This is a genomic window from Vibrio sp. PSi01 (assembly GCF_054960695.1).
Genome location: NZ_JBHNYN010000002.1, coordinates 310,953 through 333,859 on the forward strand (window position 1 = coordinate 310,953; position 22,907 = coordinate 333,859).

The 22,907-nt window shown below is 43.8% G+C and carries 23 protein-coding genes; 11 read left to right on the top strand and 12 right to left on the bottom strand.

Annotated features, from left to right (window positions below; all coding sequences use genetic code 11):
* Nucleotides 1-22 precede the first annotated feature (22 nt).
* Nucleotides 23-745, bottom strand: a complete 723-nt coding sequence (gene nfsA / locus ACFI6G_RS04530) for an oxygen-insensitive NADPH nitroreductase (RefSeq protein WP_010431802.1) — start codon at nucleotides 743-745, stop codon at nucleotides 23-25.
* A 241-nt stretch (nucleotides 746-986) separates the two neighbouring features.
* On the opposite strand from nfsA, the gene ACFI6G_RS04535 reads away from it, so the two are divergent.
* The 4 genes from ACFI6G_RS04535 to ACFI6G_RS04550 all read left to right on the top strand — a co-directional run bounded on the left by ACFI6G_RS04535 (nucleotide 987) and on the right by ACFI6G_RS04550 (nucleotide 4,798).
* The gene (locus tag ACFI6G_RS04535; protein WP_032545022.1) at nucleotides 987-1,970 is read left to right on the top strand and encodes an HAD family hydrolase; all 984 of its coding nucleotides are present in this window, start codon (nucleotides 987-989) and stop codon (nucleotides 1,968-1,970) included.
* A gap of 223 nt (nucleotides 1,971-2,193) precedes the next feature.
* Nucleotides 2,194-2,889, top strand: a complete 696-nt coding sequence (locus tag ACFI6G_RS04540; protein WP_010431798.1) for an aspartate/glutamate racemase family protein — start codon at nucleotides 2,194-2,196, stop codon at nucleotides 2,887-2,889.
* A 596-nt stretch (nucleotides 2,890-3,485) separates the two neighbouring features.
* Nucleotides 3,486-3,722, top strand: coding sequence for a YdcH family protein (locus ACFI6G_RS04545; RefSeq protein ID WP_010431796.1), 237 nt, complete (start codon nucleotides 3,486-3,488; stop codon nucleotides 3,720-3,722).
* Nucleotides 3,723-3,901: 179 nt separating this feature from the next.
* Nucleotides 3,902-4,798, top strand: coding sequence for a LysR family transcriptional regulator (locus ACFI6G_RS04550; protein ID WP_010431794.1), 897 nt, complete (start codon nucleotides 3,902-3,904; stop codon nucleotides 4,796-4,798).
* Between the two features lie 103 nt (nucleotides 4,799-4,901).
* On the opposite strand, the gene ACFI6G_RS04555 is transcribed toward ACFI6G_RS04550, so the two are convergent.
* From ACFI6G_RS04555 to ACFI6G_RS04580, 6 genes are all read right to left on the bottom strand, one after another.
* Complete coding sequence (locus ACFI6G_RS04555) at nucleotides 4,902-5,711, bottom strand: SDR family NAD(P)-dependent oxidoreductase (protein ID WP_462710152.1); 810 nt, start codon at nucleotides 5,709-5,711, stop codon at nucleotides 4,902-4,904.
* 298 nt (nucleotides 5,712-6,009) lie between these two features.
* Complete coding sequence (gene glpD / locus ACFI6G_RS04560) at nucleotides 6,010-7,569, bottom strand: glycerol-3-phosphate dehydrogenase (protein WP_016786363.1); 1,560 nt, start codon at nucleotides 7,567-7,569, stop codon at nucleotides 6,010-6,012.
* A 269-nt stretch (nucleotides 7,570-7,838) separates the two neighbouring features.
* Nucleotides 7,839-8,624 carry a DeoR/GlpR family transcriptional regulator gene (locus tag ACFI6G_RS04565; protein WP_010431787.1) on the bottom strand — a complete coding sequence of 262 codons (786 nt, stop codon included), beginning with the start codon at nucleotides 8,622-8,624 and terminating at the stop codon, nucleotides 7,839-7,841.
* A gap of 262 nt (nucleotides 8,625-8,886) precedes the next feature.
* The gene (glpK, locus tag ACFI6G_RS04570) at nucleotides 8,887-10,413 is read right to left on the bottom strand and encodes a glycerol kinase GlpK (RefSeq protein WP_010431785.1); all 1,527 of its coding nucleotides are present in this window, start codon (nucleotides 10,411-10,413) and stop codon (nucleotides 8,887-8,889) included.
* 59 nt (nucleotides 10,414-10,472) lie between these two features.
* Complete coding sequence (locus tag ACFI6G_RS04575) at nucleotides 10,473-11,324, bottom strand: MIP/aquaporin family protein (RefSeq protein ID WP_010431784.1); 852 nt, start codon at nucleotides 11,322-11,324, stop codon at nucleotides 10,473-10,475.
* Between the two features lie 497 nt (nucleotides 11,325-11,821).
* A complete protein-coding gene (locus ACFI6G_RS04580; RefSeq protein WP_010431783.1) occupies nucleotides 11,822-12,253 on the bottom strand; it encodes a PACE efflux transporter in 432 nt (143 codons plus the stop codon).
* Nucleotides 12,254-12,379: 126 nt separating this feature from the next.
* Here ACFI6G_RS04580 and ACFI6G_RS04585 point away from each other — a divergent pair, with 126 nt between their 5' ends.
* On the top strand, nucleotides 12,380-13,267 hold the full coding sequence (locus ACFI6G_RS04585; protein WP_010431782.1) for a LysR family transcriptional regulator: 888 nt from the start codon (nucleotides 12,380-12,382) through the stop codon (nucleotides 13,265-13,267).
* A gap of 90 nt (nucleotides 13,268-13,357) precedes the next feature.
* Here ACFI6G_RS04585 and arsB read toward each other — a convergent pair whose 3' ends face one another.
* The 3 genes from arsB to ACFI6G_RS04600 form a co-directional block, all read right to left on the bottom strand.
* Nucleotides 13,358-14,413, bottom strand: a complete 1,056-nt coding sequence (gene arsB, locus ACFI6G_RS04590; RefSeq protein WP_462710153.1) for an ACR3 family arsenite efflux transporter — start codon at nucleotides 14,411-14,413, stop codon at nucleotides 13,358-13,360.
* A 105-nt stretch (nucleotides 14,414-14,518) separates the two neighbouring features.
* On the bottom strand, nucleotides 14,519-14,860 hold the full coding sequence (locus ACFI6G_RS04595; RefSeq protein ID WP_010431780.1) for an ArsR/SmtB family transcription factor: 342 nt from the start codon (nucleotides 14,858-14,860) through the stop codon (nucleotides 14,519-14,521).
* Nucleotides 14,861-14,979: 119 nt separating this feature from the next.
* Nucleotides 14,980-15,498, bottom strand: coding sequence for an HPP family protein (locus tag ACFI6G_RS04600; RefSeq protein ID WP_010431779.1), 519 nt, complete (start codon nucleotides 15,496-15,498; stop codon nucleotides 14,980-14,982).
* A 155-nt stretch (nucleotides 15,499-15,653) separates the two neighbouring features.
* Here ACFI6G_RS04600 and ACFI6G_RS04605 point away from each other — a divergent pair, with 155 nt between their 5' ends.
* On the top strand, nucleotides 15,654-16,226 hold the full coding sequence (locus ACFI6G_RS04605; RefSeq protein WP_016787401.1) for a TetR/AcrR family transcriptional regulator: 573 nt from the start codon (nucleotides 15,654-15,656) through the stop codon (nucleotides 16,224-16,226).
* 78 nt (nucleotides 16,227-16,304) lie between these two features.
* On the top strand, nucleotides 16,305-17,102 hold the full coding sequence (locus tag ACFI6G_RS04610; protein WP_371968156.1) for a Cof-type HAD-IIB family hydrolase: 798 nt from the start codon (nucleotides 16,305-16,307) through the stop codon (nucleotides 17,100-17,102).
* Nucleotides 17,103-17,192: 90 nt separating this feature from the next.
* Here ACFI6G_RS04610 and ACFI6G_RS04615 read toward each other — a convergent pair whose 3' ends face one another.
* Nucleotides 17,193-18,392, bottom strand: coding sequence for an MFS transporter (locus tag ACFI6G_RS04615; protein ID WP_371968155.1), 1,200 nt, complete (start codon nucleotides 18,390-18,392; stop codon nucleotides 17,193-17,195).
* Between the two features lie 202 nt (nucleotides 18,393-18,594).
* Here ACFI6G_RS04615 and ACFI6G_RS04620 point away from each other — a divergent pair, with 202 nt between their 5' ends.
* Nucleotides 18,595-19,242, top strand: coding sequence for a DsbA family oxidoreductase (locus ACFI6G_RS04620; protein WP_016795387.1), 648 nt, complete (start codon nucleotides 18,595-18,597; stop codon nucleotides 19,240-19,242).
* 34 nt (nucleotides 19,243-19,276) lie between these two features.
* Nucleotides 19,277-20,485 (top strand): winged helix-turn-helix domain-containing protein, encoded by a 1,209-nt coding sequence (locus tag ACFI6G_RS04625; RefSeq protein WP_016767367.1) that lies wholly within the window; start codon nucleotides 19,277-19,279, stop codon nucleotides 20,483-20,485.
* A gap of 63 nt (nucleotides 20,486-20,548) precedes the next feature.
* Here ACFI6G_RS04625 and ACFI6G_RS04630 read toward each other — a convergent pair whose 3' ends face one another.
* On the bottom strand, nucleotides 20,549-21,487 hold the full coding sequence (locus ACFI6G_RS04630; protein WP_016767368.1) for a LysR substrate-binding domain-containing protein: 939 nt from the start codon (nucleotides 21,485-21,487) through the stop codon (nucleotides 20,549-20,551).
* Between the two features lie 106 nt (nucleotides 21,488-21,593).
* Between ACFI6G_RS04630 and ACFI6G_RS04635 the strand changes: the two genes are divergently transcribed.
* Nucleotides 21,594-21,917 carry a putative quinol monooxygenase gene (locus tag ACFI6G_RS04635; protein ID WP_016793231.1) on the top strand — a complete coding sequence of 108 codons (324 nt, stop codon included), beginning with the start codon at nucleotides 21,594-21,596 and terminating at the stop codon, nucleotides 21,915-21,917.
* Between the two features lie 3 nt (nucleotides 21,918-21,920).
* On the top strand, nucleotides 21,921-22,895 hold the full coding sequence (locus ACFI6G_RS04640) for a Gfo/Idh/MocA family protein (protein ID WP_046209057.1): 975 nt from the start codon (nucleotides 21,921-21,923) through the stop codon (nucleotides 22,893-22,895).
* Nucleotides 22,896-22,907: the final 12 nt, after the last annotated feature.

Genomic DNA, 22,907 nt, shown 5'->3' on the forward strand with positions numbered 1-22,907 from the left:
CTGAATATCGAGTGTGAGCAGTTTATCGCTTGGTCAGTCCTTTACTGTTCAAGTAAGGAAGGATGTGTGGTCGAGACTCACCAGATAACTTTTGTGTGATCTGTTGTGACCAACTGCTCTGCTTTTGGTTACTTGAACGGCTTGCGTAGTAGCTCTGCATCGAATCATCGTAGCTGGCAATTTCGTCTAGGCTTAGCGGTTGGTATTGGTTTTCGTGCATTACTACGTGAGCAGGAAGGCGAGGCTTAACCTCTGGTTGCTGTGCCGGGTGACCTAAACACATCCCGAACAACACGGCGGTGTGTTGTGGTAGTTCTAACAGTTCATCGACTTGTTGTGCGCTGTTACGCAGTCCACCGATATATACACCACCCAAACCTAGAGACTCTGCAGCCAACATGCAGTTTTGCGCCATGATGCCAGAGTCGACTGCACCAATCAGAGTCAGCTCAGTAAAGTCGGTTTTCACTTCAGGGTTAATTTTAGCGTGACGTTGATAGTCGATACAGAACACCAAAAACTCGGCTGCATTTTCTACGTAAGCTTGGTTACCTGCGTATTCCGCTAGCAGCTTGCGCTTCTCGTTGTCTGTGACTCTAATGATGGAAACAGCCTGTAGTAAGCTCGACGACGATGCAGCAAGGCCTGCTTGAACAATCATGTCGAGTTGTTGCTTTTCTATTGGTTGGCCCGTGTACTGGCGAATGGAGCGGTGCCCCAAAATGGTCTCAATCGTGCTGTTCATAATTTTCAGGCAGTCCTTGTTTTATGATGATATGACAAATCACCATAACGAGATTTGTCGTTGGGGTAAACCACAAAGCAATCTTGTGTGAGCTGAAAATTTTAATGCTGAAGCATTACTTCTGCTGTTCAAATCGCAACATAAACATCGGTTATAGTATCCATAAGTGGAAAATCGCGATAGACAAACTAGGATGAATGAAAGTGAACCCTATAATCAATTCAACAACATGGTAGTTGCTATGAAGAAAATATCCCTTTTGTCAGTTGTGATTTTATCGAGCTTTTCCTTTTCATCTTTTGCTAAAGATTGTGATCCTTTGTTGCTGCCTTCTTGGAAGGATGGTGAAAGCAAATCCGCTATCGTAGATTTTGTTGGGCAAGCCACCCAAACAGAGTCCGAGGCGTTTGTGGCGATTGAAGATCGAATCGCTGTGTTCGATAACGATGGTACGCTTTGGTCAGAACAGCCTTACTACTTCCAATTAGCCTTTGCACTAGATCGTGTAAAAGAGTTGGCTTCTGAGCATCCTGAATGGAAAACGGAAGTACCGTTTAAGTTTGTACTAGAAGGGGATATTGAGAGCGTTCTTGGCAGTGGTGAAGAAGGGTTACTCAAAATCATTTTAGCGACACATTCTGGCATGACAGTTGAGCAATACCAAGAAGATGTTGAGCAGTGGTTAGCGGTAGCAAAAGATGCACGTTTCAATAAAGCTTACACAGACCTGACTTACCAGCCAATGAAAGAGATGCTGATTTACCTACAAGAGCATGACTTTAAAACTTACATTGTATCGGGAGGAGGCGTTGATTTTATGAGAGCATGGGCTCCTCAGGCTTACAACATTCCTTCTGAACAGATTATCGGCAGCGCGCTTAAATACAATTACAACTATAACGATGGTAAACCGACGGTCACTAAAGACTCTTCCATTTTGACCATCGATGACAAAGCTGGAAAAGTATCGAATATTCAGCATATTATAGGTAAAAAGCCTATTCTAGCTGTCGGGAACTCAGACGGAGATCAAGCGATGATGCAATGGGCAACCAGCCAACCAAACTCAATGGCTATGATTGTTCATCACACTGATGGCGAACGTGAGTGGAAGTACGACCGAGAGTCTCATGTTGGGCAACTCGACAAAGCATTAGACGAAGCGAGCTCAAGAGATGACTGGACACTGATCGATATGAAGTCAGATTGGTGTGAGGTGTACTAACGCCAAAACTTTGGTTGGTCAAAAGCAACAAAGGCTCGGGTTCTTAATTCGAGCCTTTTTTATGAACGGAGGTTTTTGGAATAAACGGTTTGAAAGCAATGGTTTGGAAAGAATGGTTTGAAAGGAGTAAGGTGTTATGGGCTCGCTTTAAGCAAGAACGTACTATAAATTTGCAACGCATAACGATTTAATCGGGTTAGTCGGAATCTAAAGGGACAGGAATATGAAAACGATCGGTTTGCTCGGCGGAATGAGTTGGGAGTCGACAATGAGTTACTATAAATCCATTAATGAAGGTGTTAAAGCCAATCTTGGTGGCCTTAACTCTGCAAAAATTTGCATGTACAGCGTGAACTTTGATGAAATCGAAAGGCTACAACACCAAGGACGTTGGTCAGAGACGGCTAACATCTTGTCGGACGCGGCTTTATCGGTTGAGAAAGGCGGAGCGGACTTTATCCTTATTTGTACCAATACCATGCATAAGGTCGTACCTGAGATAGAAGAAAAGATTACTATTCCTATCCTTCATATCGCTGATACCACCGCGCAAATACTGCTTGAACAAGGTGTTAAAAAAGTAGGGTTATTAGGTACGGCTTTCACAATGGAGCAAGATTTCTATAAAGCTCGCCTAGTCAATAAATTCGGTATCGGTGTTGTGATTCCTGATGAAAGCGACCGAGAACAAGTGCACAACATCATTTACCAAGAGTTGTGTCGAGGCGAAGTAAAAGAAGAGTCTCGTGATGTATACCGTCAAATTATAGAGAAGCTAAGCCAGCAAGGTGCTGAGGCCGTTATTCTAGGGTGTACTGAAATCGCCCTGCTGATTCAGCAACAACACACTGATGTTCCTTTGCTCGATACCACGTCAGTCCATGCAGACGCAGCGGTCCGTTTAGCGCTTGGAAACTAGTTTTTAGACCCTCGTTTCGACCTCAATGCAGCCTTTATTGTCGTTTTTGTGTAATTTTTATTCGGATGAGTGAAAGTTTTTTGTACAAAAGCAGGTCGTTAATTAATGAGAAGATACTTTGTTCATTAACCAAGGCTTTATTTATGCGTAAGACTTTAGTTAATGGCTGAGGTATCTAAGCTAATAAGCACTATGCTTCAGTCATGAACAAAAGAGGATTTATTATGAAATGGCTTATCTTATCTGTGACGCTGTTATTCGTGGCAGGATGCCAATCGACGGGCTCTGACACATCATCACATGATCACATGAATAAAATAGATACGAGAGGGTGTAGTAGCTAGCTCCTTTTTGGAAACACCTCTTTAGCTATCCACTTATTAGAAAGACCTCTTTAAAGCCTTACGATTACGTGAGGTTTTCTTTTATTCAAAACTAATCCATCTGTTTTGTGGATGGGTGCTGTACATTTTTGAATCAGAATTGTCTATATTCTATGCTGTGTACTGGATCTCATTTGTTATTTAAACCACTTGCTAAGGTTAATAATGAAATGTTTTTAATACCAATCACTTTACTCAACTTAAGAGGTTTCTATGCTAGGTGAAAATCATTCTCTTGTTCACGAATTTCCTGAAATGAAAGATAAAATTGCTGAGCTTGTTAAAACTGACGATGGATTTGCTGAAGATATGAAGACATACGACAACCTTGATAAAGAGATTCGTAAGCTTGAGCTGAAAGATTCACCCATTGATGACGGTTCGATGCACCAGCTAAAACATGATCGTTCTGTACTTAAAGACGCGCTGCATGCTCGCTTAGTAGCTTAGTAGCTTAGTAGCTTAGTTGATCGAGATAACATCGTTTTAAAATTGTTAAACTCCTTCGGGAGTTTTTTTAGTTCAATAATATGGCCAAAATGAAACGTTCATAAATATTACATTGCTATGTTTTTGGCAAGTAATGTGGTCTATTAACAAAGGATTTTTAAGATTTTATTGGTAATCATATGAATATTGAACACCTTAAGTTATTTGTTCGTTTAGCTTCCACACATAACATCAGTATGGCTGGCCAGGAGCTTGGTTTGTCTCCTGCGGTTGCTAGTTCGCACATCAGTAAACTTGAAGATAATTTAGGTGTTCGCCTGGTACACCGAACGACTCGTAAGGTGTCTTTAACAGAAGAAGGTGAAGCGTTTTTACCTCACGCTGAAGAGGTGTTATCGAGTGTTGATGCTGCCAAGTCGGCAGTCGGTGTGGGCTGTGATTCACCAATCGGAACATTGCGCGTTACGGCCTCTGCGTCTTTTGGGCGTTTGCATCTTGTTCCTGCATTGCCTGGATTTCTCGATCGTTACCCTGGTCTAAAAGTCGATTTGAGACTGTCAGACTCCATGGTCGATCTTGTGGAAGGTGGTTTCGATATCGCGATTCGCATCTCTGAACTGAAAGATTCGACACTCATTGCTCGAAAGCTCGCAAGAGACAAACGTGTTGTGTGCGCATCGCCAGATTATCTAATCAAATACGGCAATCCTGCCAAGCCTCAAGATCTTAATGACCACCAGTGTATTAGTTTGATTGGCTTAGAAAACTGGACCTTCAATACCGAAAACGGGCCTAAAACGATTAAGGCATCTGGATCGCTCAGGGCTGATAATGGAGAAGCCCTGCGTGATGCTGCTATTGGTGGGTTGGGTATCACGGTGACATCAAATTGGTGTGCGTATGAGCAACTGAAAAACGGTCAATTGATTAAAATATTGGAAGACTACTCTTTAACGTCAGAACCTGCGATTTGGGCGGTGTACCCAAGTTCAAGGTTGATTGCACCAAAGGTGAGAGCCTTCATTGATTATTTCTCTGAGTATTATGGTAACCCGCCATATTGGGAACAAAAGTAGAGTCAGATAGATTTAGAGAAAAAGCCCTGTGTTTCTAAACTAATGCATTAGAAAAACAGGGCTTTTTGCTTAGAATCAGAAAATCAATTGAGCGTAGCTGTCATTAAGAAAGCGTAGCCGCGATGATCTCATCAATTTTAGCGACAACTTGCTGTGATTTATCACCATAAATTGCATCTGGGTGTGGGTTAGCAAAGGTATTGTTGTCGTTATCGAAGTATTGACCGCCAGCTTGTGCGAACTCGTCAGACAATGAGGCGCGAACTAGAATATCAGAGCCAATGCTTAGGTCGCCGCCTGCAATGCCGTACGCATCTTTCACCATCTTGCTGCCTAATAAGGAAGCCGGGTTTACTGCAACAACCATCGGCCCTGTTGAACCTAATTCTTTTGCCATTTTACGAGTCCACATGGTGATCGCCAGTTTGCTTTGTGCGTAAGCATCACCATCAGAAAGCGTTTTTTTCCCTTCGAGAGCTTCAATACTTACTGCCGCTTGTGCCGCTGAAGATAGGTTCACCACTCGGCTAGATGAACCGAGCAATGGCAATAGACGTTTGGTTAGGTGATAAGGCGAAACCGTATTCACTGCAAAACGAACATCTAACCCGTCTTTAGTTATTGGGTTCGGAGTATTGAACACGCCAGCGTTGTTAATCAGTACATCAATCTTATCGTGCTCAGCAATCACTTCGTCGGCCAACGTATCGACCTCTGCCAGAACCGATAAGTCTGCTACGTAGCTTTGAATTTTCGCTTCAGTCGAGAGCGCCACAAGCTGTTGCTCAACGTTTTTGAGTTTGCTTGGGTTACGTCCATGCAATAAAACGTGGTGGCCTTGTTGAACGAGTACTTTTGCAGTTTCGAAGCCGATACCATCAGTAGAGCCAGTGATCAGGATAACTTTTTGCATGGAATAGATTCCTTATTAAAGCGCTGACATCGCGAGCGTTTTTGAATGTTTCGTTGAGATAAAGAATAGCAACCTTTTGTAAAGTTGATAATCCAGCAGATTAATAAAACACTATTTAGTTTTTGTTGAAAATAGGGGAATGAACAAAGCCTCAGTCAGTGTGAAGGAGACGATCAATCGAGAGGTTTATCTGATCGAGCTCTTAGATCGGAATAGTAGACAATAAAAAAGCTTAGCGTGGGGAGCGCTAAGCTTTGTCATTATTTATATTCAGGAGCAGATGGTTTTGCTAGAAGAACTAACCGACTTGAGAAAAGTTCACCACAGTGCTTTCAAGGTTCTCTTTTAAGTAGCTAGAAACTGCATGCTGCTCTGTTTCACTTAAGTACAGACCAAGCTTGGTTCTGCGCCATAAAATGTCTTCGTCTGTTAGTGCCATCTCTTCATTGATCAAGTAATCGATCTCAGCTTGATAAACGCCGTGTGCTTCGCTTGAGAATTGGATACCAAGATCAGCTTCGCTCGTTGCACCTTCCAGCAGCTTCCAAGTGTAAGTACCAAATTGAGTCACATAACGTAGTAACAGTGCTTCTGATATCCAAGGGTACTTGGTGTGGATCATCTTAGCGAGCTGTTCTCTGCTGCAGCTGAAGTTACCACCTGGCAGGGTATCGTTAGCCGTCCACGGAGCGCCCATGTTGGTTAGGTAAGGGTTGAGTTTCTTAAGCGCCGCTTCACCTAGCTTACGGTAGGTGGTTAGTTTGCCGCCGAAGATCGAAAGTAGTGGCGCTTGGTCTAGCTCGGCATCTAATTCCAGTGTGTAGTCACGAGTGATCGCTTGTGGTGAATCCGATTCATCATCACAAAGCGGTCTTACGCCACTGTAAGTCCAAACTACATCTTCACGCGCTAACTGTTGTACGAAGTGCTGGTTAACAATATCAATTAGGTAATCCACTTCTTCATCGTTAATCTCTACTTTACGTGGGTCGCCTTTGTACTCAAGATCGGTAGTGCCAATGATCGAGAACTTATCTAGGTAAGGGATCATAAACACAATGCGATTATCTTTGTTCTGCAGAATGTAGGCTTGTGGTTCGTCATGAATGCGTGGCACGACAATGTGCGAGCCTTTAATCAAACGAATATTTCGAGGAGAAGCCTGTTTTAGCCCGTCATCAAAGAATTGCTTAACCCAAGGGCCGGCAGCGTTCACTAGCGCTTTCGCTTTGCGCTCGAAACGTTGATCCGTCATTACGTCGTGGATCGTTACATGCCAGATTCCACCTTCACGATGCGCTTTTTCAACTCGGCAATAGTTACGCACTTCTGCGTTATTCTCTTTAGCCGCTAGAACGTTGAGCAATACCATACGCGCATCATCAACCCAACAATCTGAGTATTCGAAGCCCGTCTTCATTTCTGGTTTCAATAGACCTGATTTTGCTAAGTTGACTGTCTTACTTCCTGGAAGCGTGGTGCGTTTACCCAAGTTATCGTAAAGGAATAGGCCACAGCGAATCATCCAAGCTGGGCGCAAAAATGGTCGATGAGGTAAACGGAAGCGCATTGGTTGTGCAACGTGAGGTGCTTTTCTTAGCAGAACTTCACGCTCAGCAAGTGCTTCCGAAACCAAACGAAACTCGTAATGTTCAAGGTAACGCAAGCCACCGTGAATTAGCTTTGAGCTCGCCGATGACGTAGCAGAAGCAAAATCATTCGCCTCGTATAAACCAACGTTAAGACCTCGACCTGCCGCATCTGCCGCGATGCCCGCACCATTGATGCCGCCGCCGATCACGATCAAGTCTAAAGTGGAAGATGTACTATTTTTTGAATTATTTTGTTGAGCACTCATGATTTTGACCTCTTGCTGAGCGAACGAGCATTTTAGAACATAATTGAATCCTATATTAACTTTCGTTTGCGGTCATTTATTATTTTCGTTTATGAGCGTTTTATGTGATTTGTGCATAAAAAAACCTCTGCTTATGAAAGCAGAGGTTCAAATAAGTCTAATTCGAGCATAGAAGCGACAGTGACAACGAGCAAGTTTTACTTTATTAACTTTTCTATAAAGAATCGTGATTCATTTAAGAAAGTGGCGTCACTGAGTTATTTTTTGATTTATACGCTCATAGGACGAGCGGTATCGATCACTTCTAATGGTATTGCAGAGTCTTTAAGGATGTTGAGAATCTCTTCTGGTGGTTGCTTGTTGGTAAATACCATGTGCGCTTGAGATATGTTACCAAGCTTAACCATCGCGTTACGGCCAAATTTACTGTGATCGACCGCTAAGAAAATACTGCGGCTATTATCGATAATCGCTTGTTTTACGCGAACTTCATGATAATCAAAGTCAAGCAGTGAACCATCAAAGTCGATGCCGCTGATTCCCAAGATACCGAAGTCGAGACGGAACTGCTTTACAAAATCGAGTGTCGCTTCACCGACAATACCACCATCGCGGTTTCGTACTTCGCCACCCGCCAAGATAACCTTAATCTCAGGGTTCGGCAGAAGGATACTTGCTACATTGATGTTGTTGGTCACGACTCGTAACTGTTTGTGGTTTTTGTTAAGTGCTCGGGCAACGGATTCTGGTGTAGTTCCGATATCGACGAATAGAGTTGCGCCATCTGGAATGTGCTTAACCAATTCATCCGCAATTACGTCTTTTTCGTTAAAGTTAAGTGCTTTACGCGTGTTGTAAGAGGTGTTTTCTGAGCTTAAAGGAATGGTTGCACCGCCATGATAGCGACGAATTTTGTTGCTGTCAGCGAGCTCATTTAGGTCACGTCTGATGGTTTGAGGACTTACATCAAACTTCTCTACCAACTCTTCGGTACTCACATACCCTTGTGTTTTAACCAGGTCGACTATCTGCTGGTGTCTTGGTATTTGCTTCACTTTACTTACCACTCCCTGCACGCTGCTGTGTTTTAGCGCACTTAATTCTAAATATCACCTCGCGCTATTGTGCTCGAATTGATACTCAGAGAGAAGTAATGATGGTAAGGAATCATGTCTAAACCGCAAAAACGAAGCTCAAAATGTAGAAATAACCACTGAAACGCAAAAAAGAGCACAAGATTGTGCTCTTTTTGGTTTCGTTCACTGAGACTCGAATAACCGGTTTATTCGTATCTTAGTTTTAGTCTGGGCATTTGGACTAGTCTTCACCTTCGTCTTCATTGTGAAGCTCAGACCAAACTTGCGCACACTTGATTGCGCGTTTCCAACCTTTGTAACGGCGGTTGCGTTTTTCTTCGTCGTGATGTGGCATAAACGTACGGTTTAGTACGGCTTTATCTTGAAGCTCATCAATACTGCCCCAGAAACCAACCGCTAGACCCGCAAGGTAAGCAGCACCCAATGCCGTTACTTCTGTTACTTCAGGACGGTGAACTTCAGTATCCAATACGTCTGATTGGAATTGCATTAGGAAGTTGTTTGCTACTGCGCCCCCATCAACACGTAGGTTGGCTAGCTTAATACCAGAGTCAGCTTGCATTGCGTCTAATACGTCGCGAGTTTGGTAAGCAATGCCTTCCAGCGTTGCACGAATGATGTGGTTCGAGTTCACACCACGAGTCAGGCCAACAATCGTACCACGAGCATAAGCGTCCCAGTATGGCGCGCCAAGACCAGTAAAGGCAGGAACAACATACACACCATTTGACGAGTCTACTTTCGTTGCAAAGTACTCAGAATCTTCTGCGCCAGCCAGTAGCTTCATTTCATCACGTAGCCATTGGATTGATGCGCCGCCCATAAATACCGCACCTTCAAGTGCGTAAGCTGGTTCGCCGTTAGGGCCACATGCTAGTGTTGTTAACAGGCCGTTCTTAGATGTGACTTTCTCTTGGCCGGTGTTCATTAGAAGGAAACAACCTGTGCCGTAAGTGTTCTTAGCTTGGCCTGCTTCTACACACATTTGACCGTAAAGAGCGGCTTGTTGGTCGCCTGCAATACCTGCGATTGGAATACGAGTACCACCTTTACCACCAAGGTTCGTTTGGCCGTAAACTTCTGAAGAACGTTTTACTTCAGGCATCATTGACGCTGGAATACCCATTTCGTCTAGCAGTTTGTTATCCCAGCATAGGTCGTTGATGTTAAATAACATAGTACGTGACGCATTGGTGTAATCCGTAACGTGAACACGTCCTTGAGTCATCTTCCAAACCAACCAAGTATCAACCGTACCAAACAGTAGTTTGCCAGCTTCAGCGTCTTCGCGAGCGCCTTCAACGTTGTCTAGAATCCATTTTACTTTTGTACCTGAGAAATACGGGTCAAGGACTAAGCCAGTATTGTCACGTACGTAGTCTTCTAGGCCACGCGCTTTTAGGTCTTCACAGATGTCTGCTGTACGGCGACACTGCCATACGATTGCGTTATAAACCGGTTTGCCTGTTTCTTTGTTCCAAACAATGGTGGTTTCACGTTGGTTAGTGATACCAATACCCGCTAGCTCATCGCTGCGGATGCCGGCTTTAGCAAGTGCTTCAACCAATGTAGAGCTTTGAGTTGCCCAGATTTCCATTGGATCGTGTTCAACCCAACCCGCTTTCGGGTAAATCTGAGTGAATTCTCTTTGAGAAGAGCTAACGATGTTTGCATCGTGATCGAGGATTACAGCGCGAGAACTTGTGGTGCCTTGGTCTAGGGCAACAATGTATTTTTGCTCGGTCATGGTAAGAATCCTTTTTGTCTTGTTATTTATATTTTAGTAAATGTAGGGGCGCTTAGGGATTAAGCTTGAGCTTGTTCAGCTTCTTCTGTATCACATTGGTTTGGAATGGTGCAGCCTTGGCCTTCAATTGGCAGGTAAGCACCGATAACTCGTGGGTATAACCAACCACCAAAACAGGCACCAGCAATTGGAGCAAGGATTGGTACGATGAAGTAAGGGATATCACGAGCACCTGTTAGTGCGAAATCCCAGCCTGCAAAGTAAGCAAACAGTTTTGGTCCAAAGTCACGAGCAGGGTTCATTGCAAAACCAGTTAGTGGACCTAAAGAACCACCGATAACCGCGATCAGTACACCAATTAGTAGAGGGTTCATTGCGCCGCGTGATGCGCCGTTGTTCTCATCACCTAACGCTAAGATAGCGAACATCAAAACAGCAGTAATCACAAATTCCACAGCAAAAGCGCCAAAGAAAGAAAGTGAAGCATGTGGGTATGTTGAGAAAATACCGGCTGTTGATAGTGCATCTTGGCTGCTACGTACGAAGTTGTGTGCAATTTCGTAGTCGGTGAATAGGTTACTGTACAGGCTGTAAACCAATGCCGCAGAGCAGAATGCACCAAGTAGCTGAGAAATGATGTAAGGCACAACTTTCGCTTTATCAAAACCGTGGAACATTGCTAAGGCAATAGTCACTGCAGGGTTGATATGAGCGCCAGAAACGCCAGCTGTACAGTAAATGGCGATTGCTACGCCGAAGCCCCAAATAATGCTGACTTCCCATTGTCCGAATGTTGCACCAGTTAATACCAGTGCCGCCACACAGCCAACGCCAAAGAATATGAGCAAGCCTGTACCGATAAATTCGGCTAGGCATTGCCCGAATAAAGAAGGGTGTTTGTTTGTTGTCATGTTCGAGTCCTTGTTAGTTTTTGCTTATCTAGCACGTGCATTGTGCATATATTTGCGAACTCGAAAACAAACGAACATTAAAAGTGAGCGTTTGAGCATAAATTTGTTAATTAAAGTCACTTGAAATGTTAATCCGAACACTTTTGTTCGAAAAAGAAGCTCGCATGAACGTCATTGCTTGAATTGATATGTTCCGTGGTCGCTAAAACTACCTGTATGTAAGTGAATGCACAACTGGTACGAGGAGCCTTCTGTTGGGATTTGTGACGGTACTTCGTGGATGGTGGATTATTAAACTGAAATTTTGTGGACTTTGTAGCGTTCTCAATATGTTAGAAAAGCGTTAACAAACAAGGTGATATTGTCTAAATGAATAAACTACCAAACCCGATGTGGTTTGGTAGTTCGTTTTTTTGGTTTTCTTTTCTAAGCATTAAGCATTAAGCAGTTAATCACTTGAGCATTCAAGAACTAAGCATGAGCGATCGAATGGTTGATTAACTTAGTGCACGGACTTTTCCTTGAGCGACAAAGTAATCCCGAACCGAGTCATACACCCAGTTAAAGCCAATTGCATACAACACGAAGAAAACCACTAGGCCAATGTCCATGATCAGTACAGTTAAGAAATTGAGCTGCAGGACCCACATCAAGACAGGTAGAGTTACTGTCATCAAGCCAAGTTCGAAACCTAGTCCATGTAGTACGCGTGTTTTCTTGGTTCGTTTACTGCGGTCTGCTCCGAATACCTTGTCGTAGCCGTAGTTGTAAACATAGTTCCAAGCCATTGCGATTAAAGACATAGCGAGTGCCAATCCTGCCATTTTCCCCGCGCCATCCCCAGTTATGTAAGTTGCAAGCCCTGCCATCAAAATCAAAGCTGCTAATTCAAATAGCACCATGTGTAACATGCGTTCTTTATGTGACATCTTTTACTCTCTTTATATTTTCTAGCCTCTATGAGCTAATGACTTGTTTAGATAATATCTATTTAAGTGATAATATAAAGATAGTTATCATCAAATATGGTGATAGCAAGTGTTGGGAGATACCGAATGTACAACATTGAACAGCTAAAAATGTTTGTGTATGCCGTTGAATTAGGGTCATTTTCTGCAAGTGCTCGCCAACTTGGAAAAGTGCAATCGGCGGTGAGCCAAGGCATCAGTAATCTTGAAATAGATTTTAATGTTAAGCTTTTTGATCGTTCGACTCGAAAGCCCTCACTAACCAAAGCGGGCGAGCAGTTATTTAAACAGGTCAAAGCAATCGTGCTTCAGGTTGAAGACCTGAATGTGACGGTTAATGCGATGGGGAGCGGTGAAGAAGGACTCATTAAAATTGCATTAGATGATTCATTATTGGTCCCGAACCTATCTAAAATCCTAAGTGAGTTTAGTAAACAGTTCCCTGCGACTGAAGTTGAACTGGTGGCGTGTACCACAACAGAGGTTAATCCGTTGATTATCGAAGAGAGGGCTGACATTGGATTAATGTTTACCAACTTGGCTTTTGACGTCGGATCTGAGCCATGTTTTATCGGTCACTTACCGTTTATTGCTGTGTGTCACCCAAGTCATGCGCTCGCAAAAACAGGTGTTGCGAAACTCTCTGACTTACTTCCGCATCGTCAGTTAATGTTGAGGGGAGACAAAGGTAAGGTGATGGATCAGTTTCCGCTGATTGCCGGAAAGGTATGGTGGTCAAACAGCTTTATTGTTATCAAAGAGGTGGTGCTCGGCAGTGATATTGGTTGGGCTTATTTACCCAAACACCTTGTCGAAGAGGAGTTGGATAAGCAACGTTTAGTAGAGATTAATGTCTCATTCGATCACAAAACATGGTCGCCACCCGTTGATCTTGTTTTGTCTAAAACACGCTCGAAAGGTCCTGCATTACTTTGGCTTGAACAGGCCCTGAAAGGCTTATTGGACGAAACGTAAACTGGACGAAACTGAATAAAGAAAAGGCTCACCGTTTAACGTGTGAGCCTTTCTGTTTTATGTGATGCAGTTTTTTGTTAGTGCTAGATGCTAGATGCTAGCTTTAACGGTTTGACCGTTGTAGTACTTGTCTTTCATCTTAAGCGCAACGTTCACTAGGTAAATCAGTACTGGTACTTCAATCAGTGGACCGATAACGCCTGCAAACGCTTGGTCTGAGTTGATACCGAATACAGAGATTGCTACGGCAATGGCTAACTCAAAGTTGTTACCTGTCGCTGTGAATGCAATTGATGCGTTCTTGTCGTATTCAATACCCATCTTCTTACCAATGAAGAAGCTGATGAAGAACATCGCTGTGAAGTAGATAGTCAGTGGAACCGCAATCAGCAATACGTCCATTGGCAGTTCTACAATCATCTCGCCTTTTAGGCTGAACATTAGAACGATAGTGGCTAGTAGTGCAATCAGTGTGATTGGAGAGGTGCGTGGAATAAACACATCGTTGTACCATTGCTCGCCTTTCATCGACACAAGGATTTTGCGGCTTAAGAAGCCCGCTAGGAATGGGATACCTAGGTAGATAAGTACACTGTGTGCAATATCGATCATCGAGATATCAACCATCATGCCTTCGTAACCGAATACAGGTGGTAGAACGCTGATGAATAACCACGCCATAAAGCTGTAGCTCACCACTTGGAATGCGCTATTCAATGCAACCAATGCTGCGCCGTACTCTTTGTTACCGCCGCCGATATCGTTCCAAACCAGAACCATCGCCACACAGCGAGCAAGACCAATCAGAATGACACCCACCATGTAACCAGGGTGGTCACCCAAGAACGTCAGTGCCAGCACGAACATTAGAATTGGGCCAACTAACCAGTTCATGATTAAAGATAGCTTGATGGCTTTCTTATCTTTGACCACGGTGCCTAACAGGTTGTAGTCAACCTTAGCCAGAGGTGGGTACATCATTAAGATAAGGCCAATCGCAAGTGGAATGTTGGTAGTACCAACCGACATCGATTCATTCCACTGTTCGATCTGTGGGAACAAGGTGCCAAGCAGAACACCAAGCCCCATCGCAATAAAGATCCACAGTGTTAAGTAGCGATCTAGAAAACCTAACTTTGGTTTCATGATATTTTCTCTTTAGTTGATATCGTTAATCGTCGAAAAGCGATATTAAAAAACAAAAAAATACGCTTAGTTTGTTCTGTATTCGACAAACTAAGCGCGATGAATCTATTTTAGAATGGTATCGATTAGCGTCTCAAATTGCTGAATCTTATCTCGATTAATGCGGTAGCACATCTTCGGTGGTATCGATTCAGCAGTGATGAAACCTGAGGTTTTCAAGATTCTTAGGTGCTCTGATACAGTTGATTGCGCTAAACCTAATTCGCTAACTAGATCACTGTTCAAGCAGCCGCCAGACTTTTCTAAAGCGGATAAAATACTAAGTATGCGAATTCTCGCTGGATGCGCGAGTGCTTTTGCTAACGCAGCCATCTCTTTTTCTGCTTCGGCATTACTTGGCGGAAGAGGAAGAGAACAGCTTTCTGTTACTTGGCATGTTGTAGTCATACTTAAGTGGCTCACTTTACGCTAATCGTTAAAAGACGATTAATAGTAGGCTTATTTCTTTTAGTGGTCAACGCTAATTTGTTTAATGTCTGATAGGAATGGCCAGTTCTAACATTGATTTAAGATTTCCCTACCCAATATAGCGGCCACTTTTGCTGTGCTGACGTGTTATTGAGCATCGCTCCTACACAAACTAATGCGATGCTACCAATCAAAACTGGGGTAAATAGGAAAGTCCAATCCACAGCCGATGTGCCAGCTAACGCGATGACGATTGGGTTAGCTCCTGCTGGCGGGTGAACAGCGCGGAAATATTGCATCAACATGATTGCCGAGCCTACCGCCATCGCCATTACTAAATAAGAATCACCAAACCCATAAAGTGCGATCAACCCAACCGCGGCAGAGATAAAATGACCAGCGATGATGTTCCTTGGTTGAGCGAGAGGTGATGTTGGAACGGCAAACAAGAGAACGCAAGTCGCGCCAAAAGGTGCCATCAACCAAGGAATTTCAGATTGCTCTGCGAGTAAACATAAAAACAAGATGCCTACCGTGCCACCAACAAATCCCCTTATTAACTGACTGAGCGTTGCCCGTGGTGGAAGTTCACCCCCGCCGATTAGTTTTTTCATCATCGCGACTGACCTCTTTCAAGATTAAAAATACAAAGTGTACAGATCTGTACCTATTGAGCTGAATAATACAGATCTGTACACTGTTGACAACAGGTAATTTAGTCGCTGTAAATTTAGCAGCATCAAATTTTTCCCGATTTGAAAGAGTAATAGGCATGAGTAAGAAAGAACTGATCTTGGATGTAGCCGAATCTTTGTTTAACCAATTTGGGTATACCGCCGTTGGTGTAGATAGGATCCGAGATGAGGCCGAGGTTTCTAAGACATCGATGTACCGTCACTTTGGGTCAAAAACTAAGTTGATTGAAGCTGTGTTGGAAAGGCGTCACCAGCGTTTTGAATCGAGTTTAGAAGCGGCACTATCATCAACTTCTGGATTACAAAACCAACTCGATGCGCTGTTAGATTGGCACCTTGCATGGTTTGAACAACCTGACTTTAAAGGCTGTATGTTCATGCACGCGCTGGCTGAATTTAAAGAGTCTGAAGATGACATTGCGATGCTCTCGCGACAGCACAAGGTTTGGCTCAAAAATAGCATTCGTGATGTGTTAAGAGGTAATGAAGAAGTCGACACTGCAATACTCGAATTACGCAGTGAATCGGTTATGACTTTTATCGAAGGACTTATTGTAAGAGGTGAATTTGGTCAGCTTGATTCAAAGTCAGACTCAAACAGACAAGCCTACCGAAAAGCATTGCATTCACTGGCTATTCTAGCGATATAATCGAACGCAGAACCGTTACACAAGATAACGAAAAATCATAATTTACACTTTAATCTTTACTTATAGGTAAGCCCTGAAATGCCACAACAGAACATCAAATTTATCGCTGCTGATATGGACGGCACTCTGCTTAATGAACACGGAAAATTAGACCCGGAATTTTTCAATCTTTATGAGCGCTTAGAAGCTCAAAACATCATTTTTGCTGCGGCATCGGGTAGACAGTACTACAGCTTGATGGAGACATTTGCTCCACTTAAAGATCGCATGATGTTTGTTGCTGAAAACGGCACATTAGTGATGCACAAAGGCCAAGAACTTTACAGCTGCTTGCTAGATACAGATGCCATCAAAGAGATCATTAAAGAAGCGCGTGCTATTGAAGGTGCACATGTGGTGCTGTGTGGTAAGAAGTCGGCATACATCGAAACCAAAGATGAGCGTGCTTTAGAAGAGATCTCTAAGTACTACCATCGCCGTGAGCAAGTAGAAGATTTACTGGCGGTAGAAGATGAATTCATCAAGGTGGCTATCTGCCATTTCGACGGCTCACAAGAGAAAGTAAACCCAAGCATCAATGCCAAGTTTGGTGACAATTATCAAGTGGTTGTGAGTGCAAAAATTTGGTTGGATGTGATGCATGCTGAAGCGTCGAAAGGGGCGGCAATTAAACATCTCCAGAACACATTAGGTTTCACTTTCGAGCAGACCATGAGTTTTGGTGATTACCTGAATGACTTGGAAATGCTTAAAGAGAGCTACCACTCTTACGCGATGGAAAACGCGCATCCCAAGTTAAAAGAGATCGCACGTTTTAGCGCGCCAAGTAACGTCGATGCCGGTGTATTCCAAGTACTTGAGAAGTTGCTAGCGTAACGCGGTTAAGCTCAATCCGGTTTTTATCAAAGCCAACTCGTGAAGATGAGTTGGCTTTTTTGTTGGTGAGCCTGAGCTTTATAATTCGTCTTAACATTGATTCGCCAACGTACATTCAGGTTTGATTTGTTTACCAAGTTTACTCATCCAAAATGTAGCAGCTAGAACCACAATCCCTGCAATGATAAAACCGTACACAATGGTATCTGCTTGCGCCAATACCGCAATCAACACATAGCTTAGGCTTTGTGTGAGTGTGGCAAATAGGGCTAGCCCTCCATCCACTCTTCCTCGCTGTTTCATTGCCACCGCGTGGTGCATCCAATTGGTACGTGCGATTCTATTGAGCGCGTTGAATGCCCCGAAGATGAATGTCAGCACAATGATATACGCTGGGTTTTCTACTTGGCTCATGAGCAGTAAAGAGACGGCGATAATCACCATGGCTAATTGGATGATTGTTTTGTGGGAAGCGGACTTTAGAATTAATGGTAAAGACACGCCAATGATCAATGCACCCATGCCGAGTGAGATGTTGTAAAGCGCGAGCCAATCTCCGGTCACATTGAGCTCTGAAAACCAGATAGGAACCAATCGACTTAAAAAAGTCATCATCGGATATGAGAGACAAGAAACAATCAGGAATCCGTAGAATTGTGGCGACTGAGAAAATACTTCTTTAATCTCGGTTAGCTGCTGCTTGAAAGGTGCGTTGACGCTGTCCTTGATTCGTCTTCTGTACGGTGTCATTAGGTAGCTGATAGCTGAAATGGTCGAAGCAATACCTGCAAAAATCGCAAACTCATTGATGCTCCATTGTTCTAGTAGCACAACGCCCAAAGCCCCAGCACCTAATGTTGTCGACTGCAGAATAATTTCTTGGTGGCTAGAGATTTTGGCGTATTCGTGGTGATCGTAATTTTCTTGTGTAAAGGCGTTGTTGGTGTGCCATGCAAGGCTACTTGAGACCCAAAAGATCAGCTGAGCCGCACCTAACACCATAATCGAGCCAAATCCGAGCCAGTATATAGCTGCGACAATAAATGCGGTTGAAGCTTGAATTATCTGCGCGATGATCAGAATGTGTTTACGAGAATGGCGGTCGATCAACGCAGAAAAATACGGGGTTACTAGAAAAGTTGTGACGGTACAAAGCAGGGCGGTCAGTGCGACAAAAGTCCCCATGTTAGGTGTCGCTAGCATTAACCAAGGCAGCGCTAACATAAACAGCCCTGAGCTGATGCCATCAAAGAAACGTCCGGTAAGGTAGGGTGGTGTTTTTCTCTTCATATCGTTGTCTCATAGTCTCTGTTTTGCATAACTCTACAACTTAAAGTTAACTTTAAGTCAAAGGTTAATTGGCAGAAGTTGAAGTTATTTTGGAGGGAAGATATTGATATTTGAACGATTGTTCATCTTGTTGTAATCTTAGTGACAAAGATGGGTATTCACTTGTATTGAGTACGCCTTATCAACCACATTTGGAATGACGATGAGCAAGAAACTTCAACTCGATATTATTTCTGACGTAATGTGCCCTTGGTGCGTAGTCGGCTACAAAAACCTAGAGCAAGCCGTTTCTGAACTTGGCTTAGAACAGCAGATTGAACTTGAATGGCAGCCGTTTGAGCTGAATCCCGATATGCCGCAAGAAGGTGAAAACCTGCGTGAGCATATCATGAGAAAATACGGCTCTAGTGCGGAAGAGAGCCAAAGTTCACGTGAGCAACTGGCTGCTCGTGGCAAAGCGGTAGGGTTCGATTTCAATTTCTATGACAGCATGAGAATGGTGAATTCACGTCACCTACATGTGCTGCTTGATTTTGCTCTAGCGCACGGTAAACAGACTGAGTTAAAGCTACGCTTCTTTACTGCTCATTTTTCAGAGCAGAAAGATCTGTCTGATCTTGAGGTTATCGCACAAGAGCTTGAAGCGGTTGGGCTAGATTCGACGAAGGCATTGAAACGCCTAAAGAACATCGATAACTTGAAGCAAATTGAAGCTCAAGAGTTTGAATGGCAACGCATGGGTATTTCAGCGGTGCCAACAGTGGTATTCAATCGTAAAAGTGCGGTAACAGGTGCTCAGACGGTAGAAACGTACAAGCAAATTCTTCAAGAACTTATTGCTGAATCATAAGCCGATCATTGATATCAATTAGAGTCTGAATCTCATGGAATCACTGTCACTCGCTCAGGCGCAAAAAATGGTACTGCTTTCGCAGAAATTGCCACCTAAGAAGCTGCCGCCTAAAAAGCAACGTAATGGCGGCTCCTTGGCGAATACGCTGTCTGCGATTGAAAACCTTGGGTATGTGCAAATTGATACCATCTCTGTGATTCAGCGAGCTCACCATCATACGCTGTGGAATCGTAATCAAGACTATCAGCTTGATCATCTCGACAAGCTGTTAGAGCGTCGAGAGGTGTTTGAGTATTGGTCGCACGCCGCCGCGTATTTACCCATGCGTGACTTCCGATTCAGCCTACATCGCAAGAGTGGATTCGCAAGCGGTAAGCTTAAGCATTGGTATAAAAAAGACGATGCCCTGATGGCACATGTTCTCAAACGTATTGAGAGCGAAGGGCCGTTGATGGCGAAAGACTTTGAAGGGGATAGGCCAAACCCCGGTGGGTGGGGCGGTAAACCGGCCAAGCAAGCATTGGAAACCTTGTTCATGCAAGGCGATTTAATGGTGCCAAGCCGAGTGAACTTTCATAAAGTGTATGACTTAACCGAGCGAGTTTTACCGAGCGGAATTGATACCTCTGAACCGACTGAACAAGAGTACATCGAGCATCTGATAACTCGTTATTTAGAGGCTAACGGAGTTGGAATAGCGTCGGAAATGAGCTACCTACTCAAGAACACAAAGCCTCTTATTCAGAAAACACTCCAACAGATGTTTGAAAATAATCAGGTGCTGAAAGTGGATGTTCAAGGTTCTGATTACTATGCTCTGCCGGATGCCTTTGACCTGTTGAATCAACCCCTTTCTAGAACCAAACTAAAGATACTGTCGCCATTTGATAATTTGTTGATTCAACGTAAACGAATGCAATCATTGTTCAACTTTGACTACCTCCTTGAGTGCTATGTGCCAGAGGCCAAGCGTCAGTTTGGTTACTTTAGTTTGCCTATTCTGTGGCAGGGTGAGCTGGTGGCACGAATGGATTGCAAAGTTGATAGGAAGAGTGGCTTACTCAATATTCGTAACTTGGTTGTTGAAGATCGAATCAAAAACCATGAATTATTAATTCACGCCTTATGCGATGAGCTTAAACACTTCATGGTGTTCAACCAATGTGATGAGATGGTCGTCCATAACACTACTCCTTCTGAGCTTGGTAAGCACTTGATGAGTCATTGGCAAATGGTTTAGCGTTCATCGTTGCTTTAAAGCCATTAGTAACGCAGCCCACCTTAGTTACTCAGATCACTCTAGTTATTTAGAAAGCTCGGCTAACAAGAACTCGACAAAGGTTCTGTTCTTCAACGACAGTTGCTTGGTCTTGTAGAGTAAGTGAATCGGTTTGGGTAACGGTGCCATGCCGGGCAAGATCTCCAATAGCATTCCACGCTCAATTTCTTCGGCAACTAAGATAGTCGGCTGTAACAATACGCCTACGCCTTGAAGGGCAGCATATCGCAACACATCCCCATTGTTCGACATCAAACGTACTTGCCCTTTATTCACCGCGCTATGCGTTGCTTGGTGGTTCTGAGGAGCTAGGAGTTGCGATTCACTGCTTTGCGCACCCCGCGCTTGTGTATCTCGACCACTCACATCACGACGACTGCTATAGCTGAATCCAAGCGATGGGTGTTGTGCAAGGTCTTCCAACACACGGATTTCTGCATGTTGGTTAAGGTACTCAGGAGCCGCGCAGTAACACATCTCATAATCCCCTAAGTATCTAGCGACTAAACTAGAGTCAGATAGATCGCCGATTCGCACAATCAAATCAATATCGGATGAATAAGGGTCGACAAGGTCATTGTTCAACACGAGTTCGACGTTGATCGTTGGGTGATTTGCGAGGAACTTAGCCACTATCGGGGCAAGTACCTTGTTTCCATAGGTGACCGGGCAGTTTATTTTTACCGTGCCTTGAGGCTGGTTTTCCAAGGTTTGAATCAGGTTTTCAGCATTGCTGAGGTCTTCAAGAATTCGTTTACATTCTCGATAATAAAGCTGACCTGAATCGGTTAAAGATTGCTTACGCGTGGTGCGATGAATCAGCTGAGAGTTAAGGCTCGTTTCAAGGTGGTGGACATGTTTACTGATCATGGTTGCCGACAGGTTGAAGTGGTTGGCGGCGCTGCGAAAGCTGCCTTGCTCCACTACGTAAACGAAGACCTTCATGCTAGTTAACTTATCCATTAAATACTCTCAGTTGATAAATAATAAACAAAAGGTGAGTTTATCAATTATTAGGGGTTAATTATATTAATGGCAAACCGATAATTAACTTAAATAAGAGCGTGAAATGCCTCAAACAAACGAAACCATCTTTGTGACTGCCGAACTTAAGATCAAAACCAACATTGAAAGTGAGGCTGCGGTTGAAGCTATCGAGCAGTTTTGCCTAGACATGCAAAGCGAACCTGGCTGCCTACAAGCAATTGCGACCTATGATCAAAGCCAAAGCGATCGTGTGATTTTGCTTGAGCAATACGCAAACCGCGAGGCTATTAATCAGCACTTTGTGATGCCTCATACCCAAGCGTTTATTGAGCGTGATATTACGGAATTGGTGCAAGCATTTGAAACACAACGTGGACCTATCAAAACACAAGAGCAGGAGATCTAAGACATGAAATGGGGAATCCTAGGAACCAGTTTTATCTCAGGTGTAATGGCCGATGCGATTAAAGGTGATGCTCAAAGTGAATTGTATGCCGTCGCTGGACGCACAGAGAAAACACTCAATGAGTTTGCTGCACAGTACCAGCCAACACGAACCTTCAACAGCTACGAAGCCTTGATTGAAGACGAGTCGGTCGGCATTATCTACATTGCTCTTCCAAACCACGTTCATCACGAATACGTGATTAAAGCGGCTCAAAAAGGCAAAGCTATCTTGTGTGAAAAGTCTCTGTCGGTTGATATGGAAAAAACCGAGCAAGCTTTGCAAGCAGTGAAAGAAGCGGGCGTATTCTTCGCTGAAGGTCTGATGTACCTAAACCATCCACTGATCGCCAAGCTTCATCAAGAGCTAGCGACAGGTGAGATTGGCGAAGTGCGCTCTATTCAAGGTTCCTACGTTGCGGCGATTGATCAGTTCGTTAACCCTGCGAGCAAGGGTGCACTGTACAACTTGGGTTGTTACCCAATGTCTCTGATTCACTCTGTCGCGCAACAACAGTTTGGTGAGAGTGTGTTTGATGATGTGCAGATCTCAGCAATCGGTCGACGAGGTCAAGATGGCAATATCTGTGAATCGTCGGCGATGATACGTTTTAATGACCACTTCACCGCACAAATCCATACCGCAGAAGACCACGGCTTAAAGCATGGCTTCACGATTCTAGGCAGCAAAGGCTGCATCACTCTTGATACTAACCCATGGTTACCGACCGAAGAAAACTCGTTTACGGTAGAGATCTATGAAACGTCGACACGTGAAGTGAAAGTTGCAGCCCAAGGCGACGGTTTCCACTATCAAGTTCGTAATATTCGCCAAGCAGTTGAGCGAGGTGACACACAACTTGCTGCGCCAATGGCGACCCATCAAGACTCGCGCGTAATCATGAAGCTATTAACCGATTGGGATCTCGCGGCGAGTTAGTGTCTTAGTCAA

Coding starts and splice junctions, on each gene's coding strand:
- nfsA (WP_010431802.1), bottom strand. CDS start 745: ATGAACAGCACGATTGAGACCATTTTGGGGCACCGCTCCATTCGCCAG.
- ACFI6G_RS04535 (WP_032545022.1), top strand. CDS start 987: ATGAAGAAAATATCCCTTTTGTCAGTTGTGATTTTATCGAGCTTTTCC.
- ACFI6G_RS04540 (WP_010431798.1), top strand. CDS start 2,194: ATGAAAACGATCGGTTTGCTCGGCGGAATGAGTTGGGAGTCGACAATG.
- ACFI6G_RS04545 (WP_010431796.1), top strand. CDS start 3,486: ATGCTAGGTGAAAATCATTCTCTTGTTCACGAATTTCCTGAAATGAAA.
- ACFI6G_RS04550 (WP_010431794.1), top strand. CDS start 3,902: ATGAATATTGAACACCTTAAGTTATTTGTTCGTTTAGCTTCCACACAT.
- ACFI6G_RS04555 (WP_462710152.1), bottom strand. CDS start 5,711: ATGCAAAAAGTTATCCTGATCACTGGCTCTACTGATGGTATCGGCTTC.
- glpD (WP_016786363.1), bottom strand. CDS start 7,569: ATGAGTGCTCAACAAAATAATTCAAAAAATAGTACATCTTCCACTTTA.
- glpK (WP_010431785.1), bottom strand. CDS start 10,413: ATGACCGAGCAAAAATACATTGTTGCCCTAGACCAAGGCACCACAAGT.
- ACFI6G_RS04575 (WP_010431784.1), bottom strand. CDS start 11,324: ATGACAACAAACAAACACCCTTCTTTATTCGGGCAATGCCTAGCCGAA.
- ACFI6G_RS04580 (WP_010431783.1), bottom strand. CDS start 12,253: ATGTCACATAAAGAACGCATGTTACACATGGTGCTATTTGAATTAGCA.
- ACFI6G_RS04585 (WP_010431782.1), top strand. CDS start 12,380: ATGTACAACATTGAACAGCTAAAAATGTTTGTGTATGCCGTTGAATTA.
- arsB (WP_462710153.1), bottom strand. CDS start 14,413: ATGAAACCAAAGTTAGGTTTTCTAGATCGCTACTTAACACTGTGGATC.
- ACFI6G_RS04595 (WP_010431780.1), bottom strand. CDS start 14,860: ATGACTACAACATGCCAAGTAACAGAAAGCTGTTCTCTTCCTCTTCCG.
- ACFI6G_RS04600 (WP_010431779.1), bottom strand. CDS start 15,498: ATGATGAAAAAACTAATCGGCGGGGGTGAACTTCCACCACGGGCAACG.
- ACFI6G_RS04605 (WP_016787401.1), top strand. CDS start 15,654: ATGAGTAAGAAAGAACTGATCTTGGATGTAGCCGAATCTTTGTTTAAC.
- ACFI6G_RS04610 (WP_371968156.1), top strand. CDS start 16,305: ATGCCACAACAGAACATCAAATTTATCGCTGCTGATATGGACGGCACT.
- ACFI6G_RS04615 (WP_371968155.1), bottom strand. CDS start 18,392: ATGAAGAGAAAAACACCACCCTACCTTACCGGACGTTTCTTTGATGGC.
- ACFI6G_RS04620 (WP_016795387.1), top strand. CDS start 18,595: ATGAGCAAGAAACTTCAACTCGATATTATTTCTGACGTAATGTGCCCT.
- ACFI6G_RS04625 (WP_016767367.1), top strand. CDS start 19,277: ATGGAATCACTGTCACTCGCTCAGGCGCAAAAAATGGTACTGCTTTCG.
- ACFI6G_RS04630 (WP_016767368.1), bottom strand. CDS start 21,487: ATGGATAAGTTAACTAGCATGAAGGTCTTCGTTTACGTAGTGGAGCAA.
- ACFI6G_RS04635 (WP_016793231.1), top strand. CDS start 21,594: ATGCCTCAAACAAACGAAACCATCTTTGTGACTGCCGAACTTAAGATC.
- ACFI6G_RS04640 (WP_046209057.1), top strand. CDS start 21,921: ATGAAATGGGGAATCCTAGGAACCAGTTTTATCTCAGGTGTAATGGCC.